Raw genomic sequence first — 22538 nt, forward strand, 5'->3', positions numbered from 1 at the left:
ATCTTTTAATATGTGACCCTTCGTAGTTCAGTGAATGATTGATTTGAAAATATTTCCGTTCAAATCGCCCATGAATTTCCTTTATTTTTCTACATGATTTAAAAATTCCTTATAAAATACCTTAAATGAAACTTTAGATATTTTCTTTACCTCTTCAAACTCCAAATCGTTTGAACAATACAAACACTTTTTATTAAAAGGGTGCTCATTGGTAAATCTAGGGTTTATCTTATCTTGAAAGTCATACATAAATAAATAACATAAACAATCACAATAACTTGAAATGCAAGTCTAATTAGCTATTTATATAACACAATTCATATTTAAAAGATTTGTTATAGCTAACATTTTGTAAAGTTTTATCACTTTCTAGCTACGCCAATAGGAATGAAAGAACGCGAAAAAGATTGAAAAAATTTATTTAAGTCAAAGCAAGACAAAAAGTCAAATTGCTAATGGGCTTGAACCAAAAATAGGCCTTCATTTACTCAATTCAATGATTTCAAAATAGCCTAAATTGAAAAACGCCCTTTAAGATATCTTAAAGAGCGTTTTGGATCGGTAACGGTGCGTAATTCGAACCATTTTTTCTGATGAATTTATTTAAACAGGCAATTTTTCAAACTCCCAAAAAAATTAGGGCTGCTCCATCAAGAGCAACCCATTATCTTAAAACTTTAATATGCTTAAAAATTTTCCCTCAGCAATTATTCCAGTGAAAACATTTCCCAGCCAGAAATAGTAGCCCTGTTGCATTTCATTGCCGATTGGCCGTTCTCTGAAGAAATGTATTTACCATTATTTCCTTTAAGGGAGATTTTTCCATTTGCGTTTACCACCCAGTCAAATTTTTCCCAATCGCTAATGCTTGTGCGGGTGCAGGTGATCCCGGTTGCAGCACCATTTTCTGAAGATACATATTTGTTCATACTTTTTAACGCGATTTTTCCGGCACCAGCATCAACAATCGTAAAGCTTTCCCAGTCAGAAGCACTCGCACGGTTACATCTCATGGCTACTTCACCGTTTTCACCGGAAACAAACAGGTTGTTAGAACCTTTTAGTTTAATTGTCTGACCAATTGGTGGTTCGGCTTGTACCTGCAGATTACCCAATTCCAACCAGCCGTTTTTAAAAGTTCCGGTTACGGCCAGTGCAATACCTGGTTTGTTGGCATTTGTTTTATCAATGATGGCCACCCCCCATTTATAATTCCCAGCCGGCAGGTTAATTGCCGTTGTGGTAAAATTGTAACTCATAGGGTTATCCTTCAGCCACTTAGAGGGCTCACCATTTTCATCTACAAAAAGTTTTTTAACCACACCAGCGGTATCCAGAATGGCAAAAGCTACTTTATATTTATAATTCCACTGCGGAATGTTATTTGGGCAGTAACCCCAACCCATATTTCTCCAGCGATGGCTTAGTGTAGCGGTGGCCCCATTGGCAATTTCATTGGGTAATGATACCTGATCAGGATATAGCCGGTAGCCTCCTTCTGCATTAAAGCGCTGTACCAACGGAAAACTGGTTTGAAACCAGGAAGCCACTTCGCCAACCCTGAAATCCATCATATTTACAGCCGCTTCTGCCGATCTTTCAAATTCAGCCTTTCTTACATCTTCAGGATGTCCTTCGCGATATTGGCCGCTTGAATCGATCCAATAGCGGTGTGTGCCGGTCACAATCCATCCCCCCTCCATAATAATCGGCCGTTTATGTTTCCAGGTGGCTGCGAAGTTTTTCTCCCAGCTTTGGTAATAATCGGTCATGGCAAAAGCATCATGCCGCAGGCTATACCCTTGATTTATCGCTTTCACCAGTAACTGGTTACTGTTTGGGTTTGCTGCACCCCAGCTTGTTGGATGACCTATTAACCGGTGATAGTTAATTACCAGCGGTACTTTGGTGAAAGTCCTATTGTAAAGCGCCATAATCCAGTCCAGTACCTCTTCCTTTACAGTTTCTGTTTGTGCAGCTGTTAATACTCCTGGCGCGGCATACACGGTATTATGGGCCTCACCCCATTTGCCTAAACCATAGGCATCAATAAAAGAGGTGCGGACCGGATCATTAAAGTCTTTGGCAAGTTCTTCAATAAAAGTGGCGTAATATTGCCTGAAAATTGGATCCTGGGGAAAAGGAGTTTTCTGTGCTGGTACTGCAGGATTTGACAACCAGTATTGAGCGCCTGCCGTGAATACAAAGGCAGGGGTATTTTCTCCCTGGTCGCGCCCGTCTACCACAATCCGGAATGCAATGGGCAAACCTCTGGTTTTAACACCGTTGATGAGTTTACCGATCTGCGAGTTGGGGTCTCTCCAGGCATAAACGCCCGGACTTGGATTAAGTGATCGCCAGCTGGTCCGGATGTAACAGGCTGAGGCATAATCTATCGCCTTTACATTGGCACCCAGTTCTGGCACGAAAAACTGACTGTCCCAATACGTTTCGGTAGCATCTCGTTTGCCATACATTACCCATCCATTTAATGGATTCCGTAACACCGAAGTACTATTATAAACCGGGTTAATCAGCACATTATTGGCAATAACAGCCAATTTTTGTGGTCCCTTATCAAAAGTTTGTGAAAGATTTTCTTCCACCATTTTGGAACAGGAAAGCGAATGCAGCCCCAGAAGAGCAAGCAGCGTTACCTTTCCAGTCCACCCAAAAATGAGTTTTTTCATAGTAATAAATATTAAATTTTAGATTAGAGGTTTTGCTATTAATTCGGTACCTATTTTGAACCTGGCACTAAATTTTCTTTACACTAAACTTTTTTTCTCTATAGGAATTGAGGAAAAATGCCAATCATATATAAAAAGGAAGTTAAACGTAAACCTTATCGATTAAAATGGTGATTGGCAAAGCGGATAAAATTTGTCCAATCATAAACATTGAGGTCGTGTTTTCCTTCCCTGAAATGGTAACCTATAGCCGAATGGATGATTGGCTTGTTCACATCGGGCATATTTTCAGGAAGCGTCACTTTCCTACCATATAAATCGTAAACAGGTTTGGCATGTACCAATGATAAATAAGAACCATAAGGGTCTGCCCAGCGATCCTCCGTAGCGTTCGTAGTATACACTGGCCTCGGTGCAATTAAGCCGATGAGCATATGCTGATCAACAGGCAGGTTGTTTACATCATTGCTATATTTTTTGTAATTATTGTTAAACCAGTAACCAAACTGTTTATTGATCAGGCTGATGGTTTCTCCATATTTACGTCTGGCCAGCGCTGCACCCGTACTTCCTGAGCAGCTGCTAAACACCATGGCGAAGCGTTGATCCTGGGCTGCAGACCATAAAGCAGTTTTGCCACCTCTTGAATGCCCTACCAGCGCAACCCTGTTAAAGTCGATATCTTGATCCGTTTTAAAGTAATCCATTACCCTGCTTGCTGCCCAGGCCCACACGCCAATGGCTTTCATGCCATTATCTGTTTCCAGCTCTGCAGGAAACAACTGTTTCAATATGCCGTTCTGGTAGCTATCCTTCCCATCAGGCGCTACATCCGAATGATGAAAGGCAGCTATGGCGTAACCGCTGTCTATGACCATTTCGGCTGGCCAGAAAGTACTCTTTTCAATCCTCGCCGGATCCGTATTCCTGCTACTGCGGTTGTTGATCAATAAAAATACCGGAGCGGGCTTTGTTCGTTTGTTGGGAATAAAGAGTACAACAGGAAACGATACTGAATGACCATCATTCCACGCTGTAATTGTTATTTCTTTCAAATGGGCTTTTCCATCCATAGCATCAGCTTTTTCATTAGCCACCGCAAATTTTAAACTATCAAAACCGTCTGGTGTTTTTCCGTAAACGTGTTCTTTAAACAGGGCTAAAAGTTCGGGTCTGCGCTGCTTTTCCCACATGGCGACGTTTTTAATCTTTTTGCCCTTTGCAGTAACCAGTATCTCGGGTAAAGTATAGGCAGGTACGGTACTTTCGTCATAGTTAACGATTTCTCCCATAAACCGATCTGTTTTCTGCGCATACACTCCAGCCGATAAAAAAACTGGACCAATTAAGCAGATCATAGCCTTTTTTAACAGATTGCTGACGCGCCAGCTGCCTTGATGAGCAGGGAATTTTATTCTGTTCAACATCATCAATACCCTGGGTTTTGAATAAGTTTACTGGCTTTATTAATTTCAGATTGCTGAAAAGGATACCAGTAGTTTTTACTGCTAAAGGTTCTGTTTTCAATTACAAAAGGGTTATAAGTTAGTGCAGTACCCACCTTCGTGATTTTCATCCCCCTAACTGCTCCGTTAAAATTACTTTCCCCGTCTTTCCAGCGGCGGACATCAAAAAACCGTTGTTCTTCAAAACATAATTCCACTCTCCGTTCATTTTTAATCCTGTCGCGCATTTGCGATTGTGTTAACCCGGCAAGTGCAGGCATTCCGGCACGGTTACGCACCGCATTTATCGCGTTATAAACTTCTGCGTTCGGACCTCCAAATTCGTTCAGGGCCTCTGCATAAATCAGTAAAATTTCTGCATAGCGAAACAATACCCAGGGTCTTCTTACGCTCGTGGTACCTGTAATGTTGTAAGTAGCGTTACCACTTAAAAATTTCCGCAGGTAATAACCTGATTTTGTACTGTTTACATTAGAAGGAACGTTATCACGTCCGCCTTCATAAGTCTCTACAGCCCGTGTCAAGCTTCCTGTTTTAAAATTTGCGCCGTTAACAATGATAAACTGGTTTAAACGCGGGTCTCTGTTCGCATACGGATTTTGTGGATCATAGCCTGATGTAGGGTCGGTTATGGCTTTGCCATTGGTCATTTCGAAAGCATCAACTAAATTCTGGGTAGGGTTTGTTCTGCCTAATCCGCCCGTGAAGCTGATCGGCGCATTATTTGCTTCAATGGCATTCGTATTGCTTGCCGGCGTAGCGAAGATCACCTCGTTATTATAAGAGGTTGCTGTGTTGGTGTAATCCCACAGGCTTGGAAATAAAGCCGTACTTAACAGGCTGTGTTTATTTAAGTCGATTAAATCCTTTGCTGCATTGGCCGCATTTTGCCAGCGTTGCAGATCGTTGCCGGTGTTGTATAAAGGGCTTGCATAAACCAGCAGGGTTTTGGCTTTTAGCGCCATTCCCGCAGCTTTTGTGGCACGTCCGTAATTGGCCGCATCCCAATCTTTTGTGGAGGCTGCCGGAATCTGGCTGATGGCTGAGTCGCAATCCTTAACAATCTGTCTGACTACATCATCAACTGAATTGCGTGGAATATTCAGGTCTTCTACCGGTGAAAAGGACCGGGTGGCAAGAACAATGCCCCCATATCTTTTAAACAACTCATAATGTAATAAACCCCTCAGAAAAAACGCTTCTCCCCTTAGTCCGCGAAGATCGCTTGCGGGAAAAATCACTGCTGTGGGCGATCGCTCCAGGAAAGTATTGACTACCCATAAACCGTTATAAAGATTGGTATATTGCTCATCAAAAGTCCTTAAACTGCTCCAGTTACCATTATTAAAAATGTTCACATTGCTGTTTAAGTTTGAGTTAACTGCTTCATCACTTCCGCTGGCCATTAATGCTCCTGAGCCATCAACATTGTATCGGGCAAGCATGTAATTATAACCGTTGTTTAAATACTCCCGCACGCGTCTGTCGGTATTCCAGATCGCGTCTTCATTAACAGGCCCCTCACTGTACGAGGGCTCAAAAAATTCATCCTTGCAGGCAGTAAAGCTCATTAGCAAAACCGCCAGTACCATTTGCATTACATATATTTTCTTTTTCATACTCATTTTGAGTTAAAATTTAACAGTTAAGCCTACCGCAAAGGTTTTTACGTAAGGGTAAGAGGAAAAACGACCTGCATTGGGGGTTTCGGGATCAATACCCAGTTCTCCGAGTTTGGAAATCGAGAAAATATTATTACCACTTACAAAGATCCTCGCGCCTTTAAAACGTAGGTGCTGGTTAAGGCTTTGTGGCGTACTGTATCCAATTTCAGCAGACCTAAGTTTTAAAAAATTCCCTGAATACAACCAAAAGGTGGAGTTGGCCGTGTTGTTTCCATTATCTGATATTGCGATACGGGGATATTTTGCCGTGGCTGCTGTGGCAGGGGTCCAGCTATCTAAACTGAGCTGATTTAAGCCATTCGGACCTGCATATACAATGTCAGAGACATCTACAGTTCTGCCAGCAACGCCCTGGAACTGTGCGCCTAAATCAAACTGTTTATATCGGATATTAAAACCGAAGCCATAATATATTTTCGGAATATCGGTATAGTCGCTGGAAATGGCATCGTTGGCATCGATGACGTTATCGTTGTTCACATCCCTGTATTTCAGATCGCCCGGAACCACAAGGCTCGAAAGGGTTTGCTTCGGACTGGCATTAATCTCTGCCTGGCTCTGAAAAATACCTTCAGCGATGTAATAATTTCCGCCATTCACATACCGGCCTATAGTAGACTGGTTAGGGAGTACGTTTTCCGTTCTTTCCAAAATGATATTTTTAGCATAGGTAAAGTTGGCGTTGGTACTGATCAGCACTTCGCCAATTTTTTTATGGAAAGTTCCGCTGGCATCGAATCCTTTGCTGCTTACCTTGCCCGAATTTACCTGCGCAATGGCTATCCCAAGAATCCCAGGTAAGTTTGCAGGACCAAGGATATCCGTTCGTTTTTCATCAAAATAATCAACAGAGAAGGAAAGTGCGCCTTTAAAAAAATCTACGTCTGTACCCAGGTTCAAGCGGTCAATTTTTTCCCAGGTGGTTAAGGGGTTACCTGCAGGGCTTACCAGCCTGGCCGTGGTTGACGTAGAAAAAGTAGAACCCAGAAATGGCCCTGCATCTCTGGTAAAGAGCGTACGGTATGGCAGCCTGACCACATTGCCATTGGCATCATAAGTTGGGCCGATATTACCCGAGCGACCATAAGATCCGCGCAGTTTCAGGTAACTGATTACGGAAGCATCTTTCATGAAATCTTCTTTGGATATCAACCACCCTGCCGATACTGCCGGAAAAAAACCAAAACGTCTTCCAGGCGCATAGTTTTCAGATCCAGAGTAACTTCCTGTAAATCCCAACTGGTAACGTTGCTTAAAACTGTAATCTGCCCGCCCTACAATCATCCGTGAACGGTAATCCAAACGGTCTACCGCAGCACTTACATATTGTTGCGCCCTTACGTTTGCCTTTACCTGATGATCTGTAGCAAAGGTTCTGTTGTAATCTAAGCCAAACCAGAGTTCATTGTTTTTGGTATTGGTTTGGAAAGCTGCAGTACGGTAAGCAATAACTGCCGGCGTACGATAAGTTTGTACAGGCGTAACGGTTTGATTGAAAACTGCATAATTCTGAGATAACCCGTCGCCATAATTACCATAACCATCATAAGAAAAGAATAAGTTAGCCGAAAGGCCTTTCGTGATAAAATCCATTTTCTGATCGGCCATGATGCTGGCGAGCAAAATATTGGTGGTGGTTCTTGAAAATCCTGTAGACTGTAACTGGCCCAGGGGATTACTTTGAAAGAGGGAGGTTCCGCCGTAAGATCCATCTGCATTTAAAATCGGAAAGGCGTTTGGCGGCAAATTATACAGGTTACTTAAAACTGTGCTGGTGCCATCGCCAACATCATTACGCACTTCACTCCTTACACCTGCCAACAACGTAAGTGTAAGTGTTTTGGTTACATCGTAATCTAAATTGATGCGGAAATTATAACGTTTATAGCCATAATTAGAATCGTAATTGGGCGTTTCCGTTTCCTTCAAAAGGCCTTGCTGGTTAAAGTAACTCACGGAACTGAAATAACGTACCCTGTTGCTCCCTCCGCTAAAGGTAAGCGCGTACCTTTGTGTAGCTGCTCTTTTGCCCAGAAAGCGTTCTAAGTAGTTATTGTCCGGATAGAGGTAGGGGTTGGTATGGTTTTTATAACCATCAAGCGCTGCATCGTTATAGGCCGGTGCCTGGCCCGCATTGGTTAAGCCCCGATTGTATAAAGTAGCAAAATCATACGAATTTAAGGGTTTGATGAGGTTGCCGGCAGATTGAAAACCGCCCTGAGCATCAAAAGAAATCAGGTTCTCTCCTATTTTACCTCTTTTTGTGGTGACCAAAATTGCGCCATTTCCTCCATTCAGGCCATACCAGTTTAAACCAGCAGCATCTTTTAATACGGTTACACTTTCAATTTCGCTGATATCCATATCTTCGAAATCACGTTCAATTCCATCAACAAGAAAAGCTGGCGTAGCGCCTTGCGCATACGATGATTTTCCGCGGATTTGATAGGACACGTTTCCACCGCCCGGCTGATTACCTGTCCACCTGAATAAAAAGCCACTTAACCTCCCCGCCAGTAAACCAGAAAGGTTACTGATCGGTACTTGCGTAAGCTGATTATAGCGAAGCGAGCTCTGGGCATAATTCAATTCTTCCCGGCTGCGTGTAGCAAACGGAATTTCTATTAATTTATCTGTCGAGTCTGTGCGGTTAGCTTTCCTAACCCTGACGGTATCCTGCTTACCGTTAGTCTGTGCAAAGGCTGTGCAGGTAAGCAGATAGCTGATGATGCACAGCATAACGCCCGAACATTTAATATATCTTGTCATTTCTTATCTTTTAAAATTGATGTACAACCCAATCACTACCATCCCGGATTCTGTTTCAATGCACCACTGGTCTTATTCATTTCTGCCCGGGGAATAGGATATAAATACATATTGTTATTAAATACCTTTTTAAATGCAGGCAATTCGATCACACTATAGCTGAAAGAACCGTTGGCATTTTTAACCACTTTCATGGCCTTCATTGGCTGGGCCACAATTTCAGCCCCTTTTTTCCAGCGAAGGATATCCCACCAGCGCATATCTTCGAAAGCGAACTCGATGGCCCTTTCGTTTCTGATGCGTTCGCGCATTTCGGCCTGGCTGAGACCAGCTGGTAAAACCGGCATTTTAGCGCGCAGGCGAATGGCATTTACCGCATTGTATACTTCTGCGCTTGGCCCTGATTCTTCATTTAAAGCCTCGGCATAATTGATCAGGACTTCTGCATATCTGTAAAAAACATAATTCAATAATGCTGATGCGGTTGAGCCCGAACGTGAAGCCTCCGGCCAGAGCCTTTTCAGGTAATAACTAGTTTTGGTTATTGAAGTGGCCGTACTGATATCGGTTCCGTAAGTGATAATACCCTGGGCATTGGGTTCAGATTGCCAGGTTTGCACCGCCCGCCCCTGCCAGGTGGCATTATTATAAAGGATGTTCGTATAAAACCGCGGATCTCTGTTGAGGTAAGGATTTTGCGGATTGTATCCTGAGGTGGCGTCGGTAATGGGTTTGCCATTGGCCATTTCGTACAGATCAACATGATTCTGAACAGGTGAAAGGTTAGATTGTGCCCCTCCATAACTTGTAGGGATCAAAAAATCGCTCAGATAAGTACCAATAAATCCACGGCCGCCACGGGGCCAGATCCGGATGTATTCGTTAGAGTTTGCTACCGTAAGCACATTGGCGTAATTGGGTTCCAGTGAAAATTTGTTCAGGTCCATAATTGCCTTTGATGCCTCTGCGGCTTTTTTCCATTTCGCCAAATCATTTTCCGGATTATTTAACGGACTGGCATCGAAGAGCAGGGCTCTTGCTTTAAGCGCCATAACCGCAGCCCCCGTAGCCCGGTTAGATTGTGCTGCCGGATTGGGCCAGTCGGCGTTGGTTAGTGGCAACAGCGTAAGGGCCTGTTCCAGATCACTTAAAATTAAAGCAAATGTTTCTGCATAACTGCTACGCGGAAGGTCTGTAGAAGCTTCTGTAAAGTCTTGTGGCTGGGTTAATATCACGATCCCTCCAAAACGCCTTAACAACTCGAAATAGAAGTAAGCGCGGAGATATAGTTGCTCACCTTTGATATAATTAGGATTATAAAGATCGGTCCAGGGAACTTTATCCATATTGGCCAGCATCAGGTTTGCATTTCTGATTCCACGGTACATTTGAGCGTAAATGCCTGTCACATCAGAAGCTCCCGGATCCAGAAACTGGCCACTGTTCATCGCCGCCACCTCGATCTGACCATTGTTGGCAATAGACTCATCTGTAAATTGCGAGGTCATTCCTTTATATCCGCTCAGGCGGCCATAATCCGAAATGGAAAAAGTATAGGTAAAATCGCCAAAACGGGAAGCCGTTAAGGGGTCTTTAAAAACTTCTTCAAGGTCGCTCTGAATACCCACATCACGCTGTAAAAAATCCTTTTTGCAGGAATAAGCAATACAGAGAACAAATGAAAACAAAAGATATATGAATTTTTTCATGATAATAACCTTTGATTATAGTGATAAATTGAGGCCGAAATTGAAAACCTTAGTGGTGGGAATCGTGGCAATAGAAGAGGCATAGGCATTTCCCGATAAGCTGTTTTCAGGATCGATGCCATAAAAATTTGTCCAGGTGATTAAGTTCTGGCCGCTAACAAATACGGTCAGGCCATTTAAACGAATTCTATTAACCCATTTTTTAGGCAAACTGTAACTGAACTGCACATTTCGTAATTTGATGTAAGAAGCATCTTGCAGTATAAAGTCGTTTAAGCTTTCATTGGGATTTGCATTCAGTCCCGGACGGATTACCGGCCAGCTGGCATTGGTATTGCCTGGCGTCCATCTGTTTAACATCGGTGCATAATACTGGTTAAGGCCGCCACTTTGAAACACCACGTTTGAACTCACATTCGTTACCCCATTAAAAAGTGCCGATAATTGAAATCCCTTATACCCAAATTGCATATTCAGACTTGCATTGTATTCCGGAATATTAGGATGCCCGATGGCGATTACATCCTGGTTATTAATGATTCCGTCGCCGTTAACATCCTGATATTTAAAATCGCCGGGTATAGAAGGATAAGCTGTAATTTTGTTCAGCGGACTGCTATCAATATCCTGTTGATCTGCATAAAAACCGAGTACATGGTATCCAAAATAGGTACCAATCGGCTTGCCCGACACCCGCAGATTTTCGGTAAGACCAGGTGCTTCATCCAATACCCTGCGCTCATTTCTGGCATAACTCAGGTTGGCCGTAAAGGAATAGGTAAAGTCCTTAACCTTATCCCGGTAAGTTGCTGATAGTTCATATCCGTGGTTGTAATTGACACCATAATTGGTACTTGGCACGGTGGCGCCGTAAGTTGCAAAACTGGTTGCCGAACGGGTGGTCAAAATATCCGAACGCTCATCATCAAAAAGGTCAGCAGTGATGTTCAGTTTATCCTTGAATAAAGAAAGATCAAGTCCGATATTTCGTTTTAAAGACACCTCAAAGGTGATAAACGGATTGCCATATTGTAACTGGGTATAGGTAGGCGCGCTAAAGTTACTGTTCGGATTTCCGAATACTACGTTTGATCCGGCGCCAAACCTGTTCTGATAATAGAAACGGCTTGTACCGGGACTTGGAATCCCTACCCTTCCAATCGAACCTCTGATTTTAAACATGCTGATCCAGGTAAATTTTTTCATCCATTCCTCATTGGCAAGATTATAACCCAAGGTTGCTGCAGGAAAAAAGCCGTAGCGATAACCCTTGGCATAATTCTCTGAACCGTTGTAGGTTGCACTGGCTGTTAGAAAGTATTTATTTCCATAGTTATAAGTAGCCTCCGAAATGATTCCCTGGTTGGCATAAGGCGCGGCAGCCGCAGCTGAGCCCTGCAGTTCGCGCTGACCGATTAGATTGGCACTGATGTTATGTTTGCCAAACGATCTGCCATAGGTTAAAAACAATTGCAGATTCGTTTTGGTAAAACCACTTCTTGAATAGGCAGGCGCCCCAAAAAAATCGTTATAGGTACCACCCACAGGTGTTAGTGCCAACGTAGCCCTGTTGAGTTCCAGATAGCCGATACTTCCACGCTGCAACTTTCCTGATAATTGGGTGGCATCGTAGCCAAACTGGGCCTTAAAACTCAGGCCCTGTGTTAAGAAATCAAGTTTTTGCTTTACGGTGAAAATCGATTCGGCAATATTGTTATCGGTAAAGGCATATCCACCATAAGTGAGTAAGGCGTAAGGATTGAAAGCATTTACCCCGCCCAATCCATAATTTACGATATGGTTATAGTTTCCATCCAGGGCAATAATCCGGGGATCATCGGAGTTGATGTATTCCTTAAAGAACGGAGCTGCCCATGAAGGCATTTTCAAAGCCCGGCCCACAAGCCCTTCAATACCGTTACTCACTACCCCCGCAGGATCGTTATATTCGCTCATACCCGCCGGACTGTAACGGTGTTCGTTCCTGCCGGCAAGGTTCACCTCAAAATTAGTGGTTTTGGTCAGGTCTATGCCTACCCTGGCCCTGAAATTGTAACGGCTGTAGCTCGGGGAAGTTGAATAATCCAGTGGTGTTTTAAATTCCTTAAAGTTTCCTTCCTCGCGCATATGGCTAAATGAGGTAAAGTATTTCACCTTATCACTGCCACCTGATATCGTAAGGTTTTGCTGGTTCTGCATCCAATGGTCTTTAACCAGTTCATCGTACCATTGCACATCCGGATAAAGTAATGGATTACCGTTTCCGGCCTTAAAAATCGCTAAATCCTCATCGGTAAAGGTTCTGGATTCACCCACGTTGCGTTGCCCCTCACTTAACAGCATAGCACTTTCATAAGCGCCCAGAATTTCAGGACGGGAGGTGGCACTGATGATGCCCAGATTACCGGAAAATGTGACCCTTGCCGGTCCCTCCACTCCCTTTTTGGTAGTCACTACAAACACACCGTTAGCACCTTTCAAACCATATAGTGCGGTAGATGAGGCATCTTTCAGTATGTTTATGCTTTCAATTTCATTGGGATCAATATCACCGAAAGAGGTCCTTTCCACACCATCCACAATGATAAGCGCTGTAGCTGAGGGCGAAACCTGTCCGCGGATATACAAAGCAGCACCGTTAATTCCCGGACGTCCGGAAGTTTGCTGCACCACCAGGCCAGGCACGCGACCGGCCAAAGCATTGTTGACATTCGTTACCGGCGCCTTCAATAAATCCTGGCCCGAAACAGTACTGATGGCAGCAGTAACGGCTGATCTTCTTTGTGTAGAATAACCATTTACCACTACTTCACTGAGCGAACTGCTTGCGGAGACCAGCGTGATGTTGATTACACTAGCAGCCCCTATGGTAACTTCTTTGCTTTCGAACCCAATGGTTGAAAACACAAGTACCTGCCCAGGATTAACATTGATTTTATATTTTCCATCCAGATCGGTCTGGACACCCGTAGTGGTACCCTTTATTCTGATGGTTGCACCTGGAATAGGCTGGTTTTTCTCATCTTTAACGGTTCCGGTGATTTCCTGAAACCGCATTGCAGGGCGTTTGGCAACGAAGCTGACGGCAATTTTCATGGGCCTGGCCGGCAATGCCTGGGCCTTACACCAAAATGCAGCAACCAAAAGAAGCCAGCCTTTGGACCTTAGGTTTATGTTTTTTATCATCTATCTTGGATATGGTTAGAATTATCTTTTTTTAATATTTCTGCTTTTTTGAGCAATACAAATCTCCAGGACACGCAGATGCGTCCTCATCAATTCCCCAAAAGGGTGCAGGTTTATCGCCGAATTAAAAATGGAGATGGAAAAGCATTAAAAGGGTTGATTCCAGTTTTATGCTAAACCTCGGGTCAGGAAAAGCCAGTCAGGTTGAAAGGCTTTTTTAATAGTATCGCCCGTAATTCAGATTTTGTGTTTTCCTCAATTTCAGAAAGGGGAATGGTTAAGAAATAGGTTGTCATCATATTTAGGTTTATTATTTGGTTAACACAAATCTATATGCTTATCTGCTTTGGAGGGTTCACTTTTGTACGGAAATGGTTTGTTTTTGTACGCAGGAGTAATTTCTGCAGTTTATTTTTTAGAAAGTTTGTGTTTTACAAAAAAAAATAACCCAAGCGGACTAAAGTTTAGTATCTGCAGTTATTTTATCGATTCGTTTTTGCGATGATTTTAGCCGCCACTGTACGAAGATATTTCGCAAACTCTTCAGAAACACTTTCAGGCTTAAATTTGATATGCTTAACCGAATCATTAAACAACATCCCATACCAGATTAATCCGCCAAGGTATTTCCCCGCATCATTGGCATGGTTCGGATCGAATACGAGCTCTTTTTTATTCCAATAGTAACCCACATTGATCGAATGGGTCTGATCAGGGAGACTTGGGGCTGTCGGATGCTCATAATTAAATGAAAGATCAGGTTTAAAACCATATTTCCTGTCATTGGCTACAATTTGGAAAGCATCACCCACCGGTAAAATCGGAGCATTAATCCGCTTAGCCAATAAGTGATAAGCCGCACGTGATTTCTGCCACATTTCCTGCTGGTTCATGGCAGTTTTACCTTCGGCTATACGCCCAAATTTCTTTGCATCGGTACGGTAAGCCCAGGTTTGATGGATAACAATACGCACCTGGGGTTGCAATGCTTTCACATAAGCAATAAGTTTGCTGGCATAGGGATAGTAGGTTGAGGAGTCTGCCGAAAGATAAGAATACTGCTGAATCGTAACCATGTCCCATTTTCCTTCACCCAACAACATTTTTAATGATTTCCCGCCGTAAGGTTTTCCCTTGGAGTCATCAGCATTGGCTTCTGCTTTTTCTACATAACCCCAATGCTGCTCAAGTGAATGTCCACCAAGTTCAGCACGTCCGATGATGAGCGTTTTTCCGCTTTCTTTTGCCAGTTGCGGCAAAAAGGCAGATGCATTTTGAGAAAAACTGTTCCCTATAATAAATAAACGTAAGGTATCTTGCCGGCTTTGCGCAAAAACATTTGCGGCCAGGCAAACCAGCAAAAGGGAATACATGCTCAACTTAATTAAAGTCGAGAACTGTAGTTTCATATTAATACTCATAATCGTCTATTTTACTTTCTTCATATATTCATACAATTGTGTTCCCGCCAGCAAAAATGCACCAACGCCATACACCTCAGTACTATTGGCATTTACCGCATCCGGACTTGCGCCAATGGGTTGTACATAACCCAGCATCCCATCTTCATGTACGGCAGAAACCATGGCTTTCCATGATTTTTCTACCACAGGAAGGTATTGTTGCTTGTCTAAAATATGGTGATTTAAACCCCAGGCAATGGCATAGCAAAAAAAGCCGGTCCCGCTCATCTCTTTAACCGGAAAACTTGCAGGATCCAATAACGAAGCATGCCAGCTGCCGTCTGGCTGTTGTAATCCTGCTACTCTGGATACCATATCCTTATAAAGCTGAATCATTTTATTTCTATCCGGATGATTTTTTGGCATATTCTCCAACACCCTTACCAGGCCGGCCAATACCCATCCATTACCTCTTGACCAGAATATCTTTTGCCCGTTTTTCTCTCTTTTGTTGAAAAAACTCTCATCTCTGAAAAATAGCTTCTCCGAAGGGTCATATAAAAATCCGGTTGTCTTCCACCACAATTTAACAGCTGTATTCAGATACTTTTCATCTCGGGTAGCCGTACTTAAATAAGCAAGCGAAGGCGGCCCCATAAAGAGGGCATCGCACCAGGCCCACTCCCTTTTCTGGATATTATTTTTCCAGTTCAAAGGTTCGTCGTGTGGCTGGCTGATGATACTATCGGCCTGTAAAATAAAAGGAGCAATCATCTTTTTCTGCTTAAATTTACTGTAAAGCTGCGCATAAGTTTGTCCTATACAATAATCATCTGCATAAAAGCGCAAGTGCCCCGTATTCCAGCCCAAATCATTTCCAATATCAACCAGCGTCTGCAAGTAGCGTTCGTTGCCCCGCAGGTTGCCGAAAGCAAAAATACCGGTATAACAGGCACCATTGGTCCAATCTGCTTTTCTATGATTAAACCCTTTGTTCTTCCAGGTATTTAATTGCCAGTCTGCCACCCGCTGCATCGTTTTAAAAATGTTTGCGGTTTCCAGAATCGAATCAGTTTTTAAAGGTGTTTCACCTGAAAAAGCACTAAGTCCGCCGTAACAGCTAAATACCAGGATCAGAAGCAGTCGTTTTAAATTCATATTTTTCATTTCTTAATTGGTTATTTTTGATAAACCCTTATATAATCCACTTCAAACCTGGCCGGGAAGGTGGTTTGAGAAGAATCTCCACCTTGTTTACCCCCTATTGCCAAATCGAGCAGCATATAATGCGGTTGTTTAAAAGGATTAATATTGGTACCATCCTGGTTGACCAACCGGTCTAATGACACTTTATTTAAAAGCTGGTTATCTACATAAAGTGCGATGCTGTTTTCATCCCAATCCATTCGCCAGATATGAAATTGATCTGCCCATGCCTGACCGCCAAGGGAATCGATATTTTTCTCTGTGCTAAACCAGGCATCTTTTCGGTTTGCATCCATAAAGGCGATATTGGCGAGCAGTTTTTTCCGGTAATATTCCATCATATCGATTTCACCGGTTGCAGGCCAGGATCCTTTTGTTCCCAGCGTCCACCAGGCTGGCCAGATGCCGTCCCGGATATCTATTTTACCGCGCATGACAAAACGGCCATAAAGCCAGCTATGTAACCCCTGGGTTTTGATGCTGGCTGAAGTGTAATCCGCTTCCCGCCTACGCTTTCTCCAGTCGCTGCTTCCTTCCTTAAAATTGGGGTTTGCCTTTTTTTCTCTTTTGGCCTCCAGAATTAGTTTGCCGTTTTCACACCTTGCATTTTCCTTTTGGTACCATTGGTATTCTTCATTGCGTTCAAATCCGAGTTCGTAAGTCCAGTTAGCCGGATCAGGTGCGCCGTTATTATTAAATTCTTCGGCCCATACCAGTTTGTAACCCCCTGAATGGAGCGCTGGAGGCTTAGGATTTTTTGTTTGTTGGGCTACTCCCGATAAGCTGATGCAAAAAGCACAGGCCGGCAATAATAATTTAATTAGATATTTTTTCATGGGGAATAATTTATTGGTATCCGTTTAATCGTAAGGGCATAAGGGTTGGAAATGTCCAGGCATAATCGTGTGTGGTATACATAATGGGGCGATATGGTGCAAGATAATCATCAAATTGCGGCGAAGGATAAATGCCATTCATCGCTTCCAGTAAGTTGGCCGGCCAGAAACCTGTTACGGTATGCACACTACCTGTATCCGGATTTTTGAAAAATTTCCATTCTTCGGGGTGTTGATTGTAGTAAAAAAGATAATCAAGTGCTTTTTTGAATGATGCCCCATCGCGCGATGCTTCAAAGAGATTCTCACCTGTCTGATTATAAATGATCCAGCTGGATGCGGTAAGCGGTGCCAGAGAAAAATAGGTATACCAAATGCCTTTTCCCTGTCGTTTTACTTCCTCCACCAAATGTCCATCCGGAGCAATTTTATCGAAAAGGTCTTTTTTGATTAAGGTTATGTTTTGCTGCATATCTTCCCGGTCTTCCAGGTAGGTGTCTGCCAGGATAGAAGCCAAACGAGACCAATCGCCAGAATTGTTGTTCCGGTACCGGATGTTGTTTGCCGCAGCACGAAATACATTTTTAGTCCACCATTGAAATTGTGTTACCTCTTTAGGCTGCCATCTTTTATAATCTTTGAGCAAATCGGCACTGATCATCAAGGCAGTACCAGAATACGACATCACCAGTGAACCATCCAGTTGAGAATATTTTTTATTGACCGTTGCCCAGGCATTCAGAAAATAAATGGCTTTATCTGCATATTTTGTTTTTCCACTCAGCTGATATGCTAAGGCACAGCTGTATGCCGAAAAGCCATCCACCTGAAGCGCCCGTGAAGTTCGGCGATGGGTTTCCTTATCAACATAAAAACCCGGAATACTGAAATCTTCTACCGCATGTTGTGTGACCAGTAAAGCTGAATCTGCCTTGACCAACAAAGCTTTATAGGCTGATAGATAAGGTTCTTTTTTGGCTTTAAGCTGTTTTTTAACAAAATCGATCTGCTGTTGCGGATGCATCCCCTTTAGCCGATGTTGCGCAAAAGCTTCCTGCCCCTGCAGTGTGCATAATATCGTGGTTGTAGATAAAATAATAAGAAAAAATTTCAAGTGCTTCATAGGTTTTATTTGGTTAATGAGAGTGCTTTAACAGTGTAATTGTCTGCATGCTCGGCAATAATTTCTTAAACGGCATTATTCTCTGTACTAAAGCGTTTTTTATATTCAGACGGACTGGTTTCAAATTGTTTTTTAAAGCATACACTAAAATATTTGGCATTGTTGAATCCGGTTTGATAAGCCACTTCTGCCACGGTCAAATCTGCATGTTCCAATAAGTAGGCACTTCTTTTAAGCCGGATGTTTAGAATAAATTCTTTGATCGACATGCCAACAATGTCATTGATCTTTTGGTACAGGATTGTTCTTCCGGTATTCATATCCGAAACAAAATCGTCTACCGAGTAATTGGGATTGGCCATATGCTGCTCAATAAACTTCATGGCCTTAACCAGCAATTCCTCATCCATTGAAGTAATGGTTACCTTAGCCGGATCTACGACGAGCCGCTTGCTGTACATTTCCCTCATTTCCTGCTGGTTTTTCAAAATGGTATCCATCTGCTGAACCAGGTATTCCACTTCAAAAGGTTTATCAATAAAAACGGTTGCGCCATGTTCAAGCGCTTTGGTTTTATTCTGGTTTACATCACCCATACCCGAAATCATGATGATGGGTATGTGGCTGGTTTTAAAGTTCTGCCGCAAGTGGTTACATACCTCAAACCCATTGGTGTTTGGCATCATCAGGTCGGTAATAATGAGTTGAGGGTATATTTTTTCGGCTTTAATAATGCCTTCATGACCATCGCTGGCCAGATAGACATTATACTTTTCAGACAAGCGGCGTTCCAGGTAGTTCCGCAGGTTAGGATCATCGTCAATCAACAAAATGCTGGTCGATTTCCTGGCATGCTTTGGAGATAGATCAGGTTCTTCGGCTTCCAAAAGGATTTCATCAATTTCGGATATGGTATAGTCGTACACGTTCGACTGCATATCACCAGATCCTGCTTCTTTTTTAAACGGGAGCATCATCGTAAATGAAACTTTATTGGTTTTATTTACCATCCAGATTTTTCCCCCAATGGCATCAACCAGTTCCTTCACAATGGCCAGGCCAAGACCCGAACTTTCTTCAAAAGTAGGGCGATAAGATGACAAACGGTTAAAGGAGGTAAATAGTGTAGCAATCTGCTCTTCCGAAAAGCCTATACTGGTATTTAACACTTCAACAGATATGTATTCTCTTTCAAGGAGATCCGGCTCAATAGCTAACCTCGACTGTTCCTCGGCTGTAGATTGATAAATCCTTACGCCTACATAGCCTTTACCAGAGGTGTACTTTAAGGCATTAGAGAAAAGATTGGTCAGGATTTTTTCAATAATATCATAATCGAAAGCCACAAACAAATGGTCTGCATGAGCAGTAAAATTGGTTTCTATTTCTTTTTTGTTTGCATAGAGTTCAAAAAGTCCAAAAACATCGTGTACAAAACTGACGAAATCGCCAAGCTGTGGATTTAGGGTTATTTTCTGGCTTTCTATTTCCCGGAAACGAAGTAACTGACTAATTGAACGCTGTATCCGCGCCACATTTTTCTCAATTAATTGCATATAGCCCGCTGCATGGTCATTTTTCTGAACGGTTTCTTTTAACTGCTTCAGTGGTTCAAGCACCAGGGTAAGCGGAGTTTTAAGATCGTGGGAAATATTGGTAAAAAAATCAGTTCTCGCCTGGTTCAAATCCCGCATGTTCTGTTCTTTAAGTGCTTCTAAAGCCAGTCGTTCCTTAAAAACTTTCTTATTGGTATAATACCGCATGATGAAGAATAAGAGGCCCAGCACAATTAAAGTGTAAATGGAGTAAGCCCACCAGGAGAGGAAAAATGGCGGGTTGACATGGAAATAAAGCCTTGAAATTTCGTCGCCCCAAAGCCCGTCATTGTTGGAGGCCTTGATCTCAAAAACATAATCTCCGCCTGGTAAATTAAAGAACTGAACAGCTTGTTGATTAGGGTTCAGCTTCATCCATTTATCGTTTAAGCCAAGCATGCGATAAGAAAACTGATTTTTATCTGCCGATAAATAGCTGTTTGACGAAAAACGGATTTCTATATTAGACTGGTGACTGGAAAGTTTTATTTTTCCCTCATCGTGATTGCTTAATGTGGAAATATCTTTGCTTAAAGGTGAATCTTGCGTTACATTGCTTACCAGTTGGTTGTTAACTAATAAGCTGGTAAAAAATACCCTCGGTTTCTGAATGTTTTTATTGAGGTATTGCGGATCAAAAAGTACAAATCCGTTGGTCCCCCCAAACAATAGCTCTCCTTTTTTGGTCTTATAGGCTGACCTTAGATAGAAAGAACCGCAACTATTTGCTTTATAAAATCTGGCTTTTTCAAACTTCTGCGCTTTCTGATCGAAAAAGAACAGCCCATCGTTGGTGCTAAACCAGATATTTCCGGAAATATCGTCTTCCAGAATACCAAAAACAATTTTAGGAGAAAAGCCATTGGTACTGTTAAAGTTAAGATAGCGTCCGTCTTTCTTTAAAAGATTTACACCTCTTCCCGAAGTACCAAGCCAGAGGTCTCCATTTGATGCCTCATAGTAGCAACCCAGGTGATTTACCGCATAAGGACCATCTTTGATCACATAATGATGCAGCACTTTAAGCGTTTGCGGGTCTGCAATGTACAACCCCTGATGCGTAACCAGACGAAGATGCTGCTGCTGATCAAGCGAAATGGCTTCAATTTCTACATCCAGCGCCTGGCCGTTTGCAGCAATCAGTTTAACCATTTCGGTTTCTACTGCCTCGTTCCGTTTGCGGTGGAAAAAGTTTTTATCCGGATCGGTCATCCACCAGGTTCCCCCGGCATCCCGTACAAAATCATACACGGTTAAAGGCTGCCCGCTTCCGGGTAAAAGGATGTTGAGGTTACTAAAACGCTTTGTCGCTATTTCATAGGCAGAAATACCTCCATTGAAAGAGGAAATAAACAATTTTTTTCGATCGGAATCAAATTTTAAGCGCTTAACCATGTTGGAGTTGATGGAATTGGCTTCGGCTTTGGTAAAATGGCGGAAGCTGTCATCCTTCCGGTTCCAATAGTTGAGTCCACCGCCCTCTGTAGCAATCCATACATTGCCCATATCGTCTTCCTGAAAACCACTTACGATGGGATGGTTGAGTCCGCCCGGGCTGGTGGTGAAATAACGAACGTATGCATCATAAAGTGAACAATAAGCAATTTTGCCACCATAAGTACCAATCCATGCCCCCTGGTCAGGGTCTCCGTAAATGGTCCATATCGAGTTATTGGGCAATGAAAAAGCATCGTTCGGGTTCATTTTGAGCAGCTTGCTGATCTGCATTTGCGGATCATAAAGCAACAGTCCAGACTGTGTGGCTATCCACATGATGCCCGTTTGGTCAATAAAGATTTTTTTGGCAATCGTGGTCTGGAACCCCGGTCCTGTAACCGGAATGTTTTTTTTGATTACCCCTTTGGCGTCGGTCACGAAAATACCACCCCGCTGGGTAAGGAAATAATAATCGCCCCCATAGGCTACAGCATCATTTACCACAAAGGAGGTTTGACCCAGATTGGTGAAAACCGAAAAGCGTGCTGTTCTGGTATCGAACCTGTAAAGTAAATTCTCCTGAGAGAGATAAATATTTCCTTTCAGGCTGATCACACTGTCAAAATACCTGTTTGTAGGAAGTTTGATTTTCTTAAAAACCTTTTTCTCCAGGCCAGATATATATAAACTGTCGCCAGAGAGCATGTATAAATTGCCATCATTATGGAGACAAATAGAGCGGATTTTTCCAGGGAGAACCAGTTCAAAATTAAATTGCCCATAGTTAAACTTCAATAAACCATGATTAGTGCCCAAAAATAATCCACCCTTTTTATCCGTCACCAAAGAACCGTAAGCCCATTTTACCTTTGGATTGCTCTTCGAGGCCAGGTCATTTAGCTGATAAAAACTGTTCCCGTCATACATAAAAACAGCATCCGGACCAGTATACCACATGCGTCCCAAGCTATCTTTGGTGATGCTCTGAATACCACTATAATATGATGTTTCGGGCATGACATGGAAACGATACCTGGAAATATCAATTGCAGCGGCATTATTCAGCAAAAAGGCTGAAAAAAAAAGCAGCAAACAGAAGATTTTCCGGATATCCTTAAGGTCGAAATGCATACGCAGGTATTCTTTTTGGTTTTCTAATGATCGTTTAAATTTCCCATCTATCAATTTCTTTCCAGTTTCAGCTGACAGCTATCAATAGCGAAGGGATGCAGCTAAAATAAGTGTTATCATCGCCACCGTTAAGCGTGGATATCATAAATTGCAATTCCTTTCGGATTTGTTACGTTGAAGTTTAGCTTGTCGCTATCAATGACAGATTTAAAGAATCGCCGTCATTTCGACTGAAGCGCAGCGAAATGGAGAAATCTTACATAGTTCAAAGATTTCTCCACTGCGGTCGAAATGACGAAGCA

Annotated in this window: 11 protein-coding genes; all 11 read right to left on the minus strand. The window is 42.7% G+C overall.

Translation table 11 applies throughout. The annotated features are described in order from the left end of the window. Positions 1 to 707: 707 nt before the first annotated feature. Positions 708 to 2690, minus strand: a complete 1983-nt coding sequence (locus tag ACFE6N_RS21535; protein WP_378939937.1) for a DUF4832 domain-containing protein — start codon at positions 2688 to 2690, stop codon at positions 708 to 710. A 155-nt stretch (positions 2691 to 2845) separates the two neighbouring features. Then, positions 2846 to 3982: an acetylxylan esterase gene (locus ACFE6N_RS21540; RefSeq protein WP_378939938.1), complete on the minus strand. Its 1137-nt coding sequence runs from the start codon at positions 3980 to 3982 to the stop codon at positions 2846 to 2848. Positions 3983 to 4119: 137 nt separating this feature from the next. After that, positions 4120 to 5775: a RagB/SusD family nutrient uptake outer membrane protein gene (locus ACFE6N_RS21545; RefSeq protein ID WP_378939939.1), complete on the minus strand. Its 1656-nt coding sequence runs from the start codon at positions 5773 to 5775 to the stop codon at positions 4120 to 4122. 12 nt (positions 5776 to 5787) lie between these two features. Further along, a complete protein-coding gene (locus ACFE6N_RS21550; protein WP_378939940.1) occupies positions 5788 to 8610 on the minus strand; it encodes a SusC/RagA family TonB-linked outer membrane protein in 2823 nt (940 codons plus the stop codon). Positions 8611 to 8645: 35 nt separating this feature from the next. Further along, on the minus strand, positions 8646 to 10319 hold the full coding sequence (locus tag ACFE6N_RS21555; protein ID WP_378939941.1) for a RagB/SusD family nutrient uptake outer membrane protein: 1674 nt from the start codon (positions 10317 to 10319) through the stop codon (positions 8646 to 8648). Between the two features lie 15 nt (positions 10320 to 10334). After that, positions 10335 to 13505, minus strand: a complete 3171-nt coding sequence (locus ACFE6N_RS21560; protein ID WP_378939942.1) for a SusC/RagA family TonB-linked outer membrane protein — start codon at positions 13503 to 13505, stop codon at positions 10335 to 10337. Positions 13506 to 13987: 482 nt separating this feature from the next. Next, positions 13988 to 14926 (minus strand): DUF4886 domain-containing protein, encoded by a 939-nt coding sequence (locus tag ACFE6N_RS21565; RefSeq protein ID WP_378939943.1) that lies wholly within the window; start codon positions 14924 to 14926, stop codon positions 13988 to 13990. A gap of 6 nt (positions 14927 to 14932) precedes the next feature. Further along, positions 14933 to 16066, minus strand: a complete 1134-nt coding sequence (locus ACFE6N_RS21570) for a glycoside hydrolase family 105 protein (protein ID WP_378939944.1) — start codon at positions 16064 to 16066, stop codon at positions 14933 to 14935. 20 nt (positions 16067 to 16086) lie between these two features. After that, positions 16087 to 16950 (minus strand): family 16 glycosylhydrolase, encoded by an 864-nt coding sequence (locus ACFE6N_RS21575; RefSeq protein WP_378939945.1) that lies wholly within the window; start codon positions 16948 to 16950, stop codon positions 16087 to 16089. A gap of 10 nt (positions 16951 to 16960) precedes the next feature. Continuing rightward, the gene (locus tag ACFE6N_RS21580; RefSeq protein ID WP_378939946.1) at positions 16961 to 18073 is read right to left on the minus strand and encodes an alginate lyase family protein; all 1113 of its coding nucleotides are present in this window, start codon (positions 18071 to 18073) and stop codon (positions 16961 to 16963) included. 65 nt (positions 18074 to 18138) lie between these two features. Then, on the minus strand, positions 18139 to 22290 hold the full coding sequence (locus tag ACFE6N_RS21585; protein ID WP_378939947.1) for a response regulator: 4152 nt from the start codon (positions 22288 to 22290) through the stop codon (positions 18139 to 18141). Positions 22291 to 22538 lie beyond the last annotated feature (248 nt).

Source organism: Pedobacter sp. BG31, assembly GCF_042464845.1.
Classification (GTDB): Bacteria; Bacteroidota; Bacteroidia; order Sphingobacteriales; family Sphingobacteriaceae; genus Pedobacter; species Pedobacter suwonensis.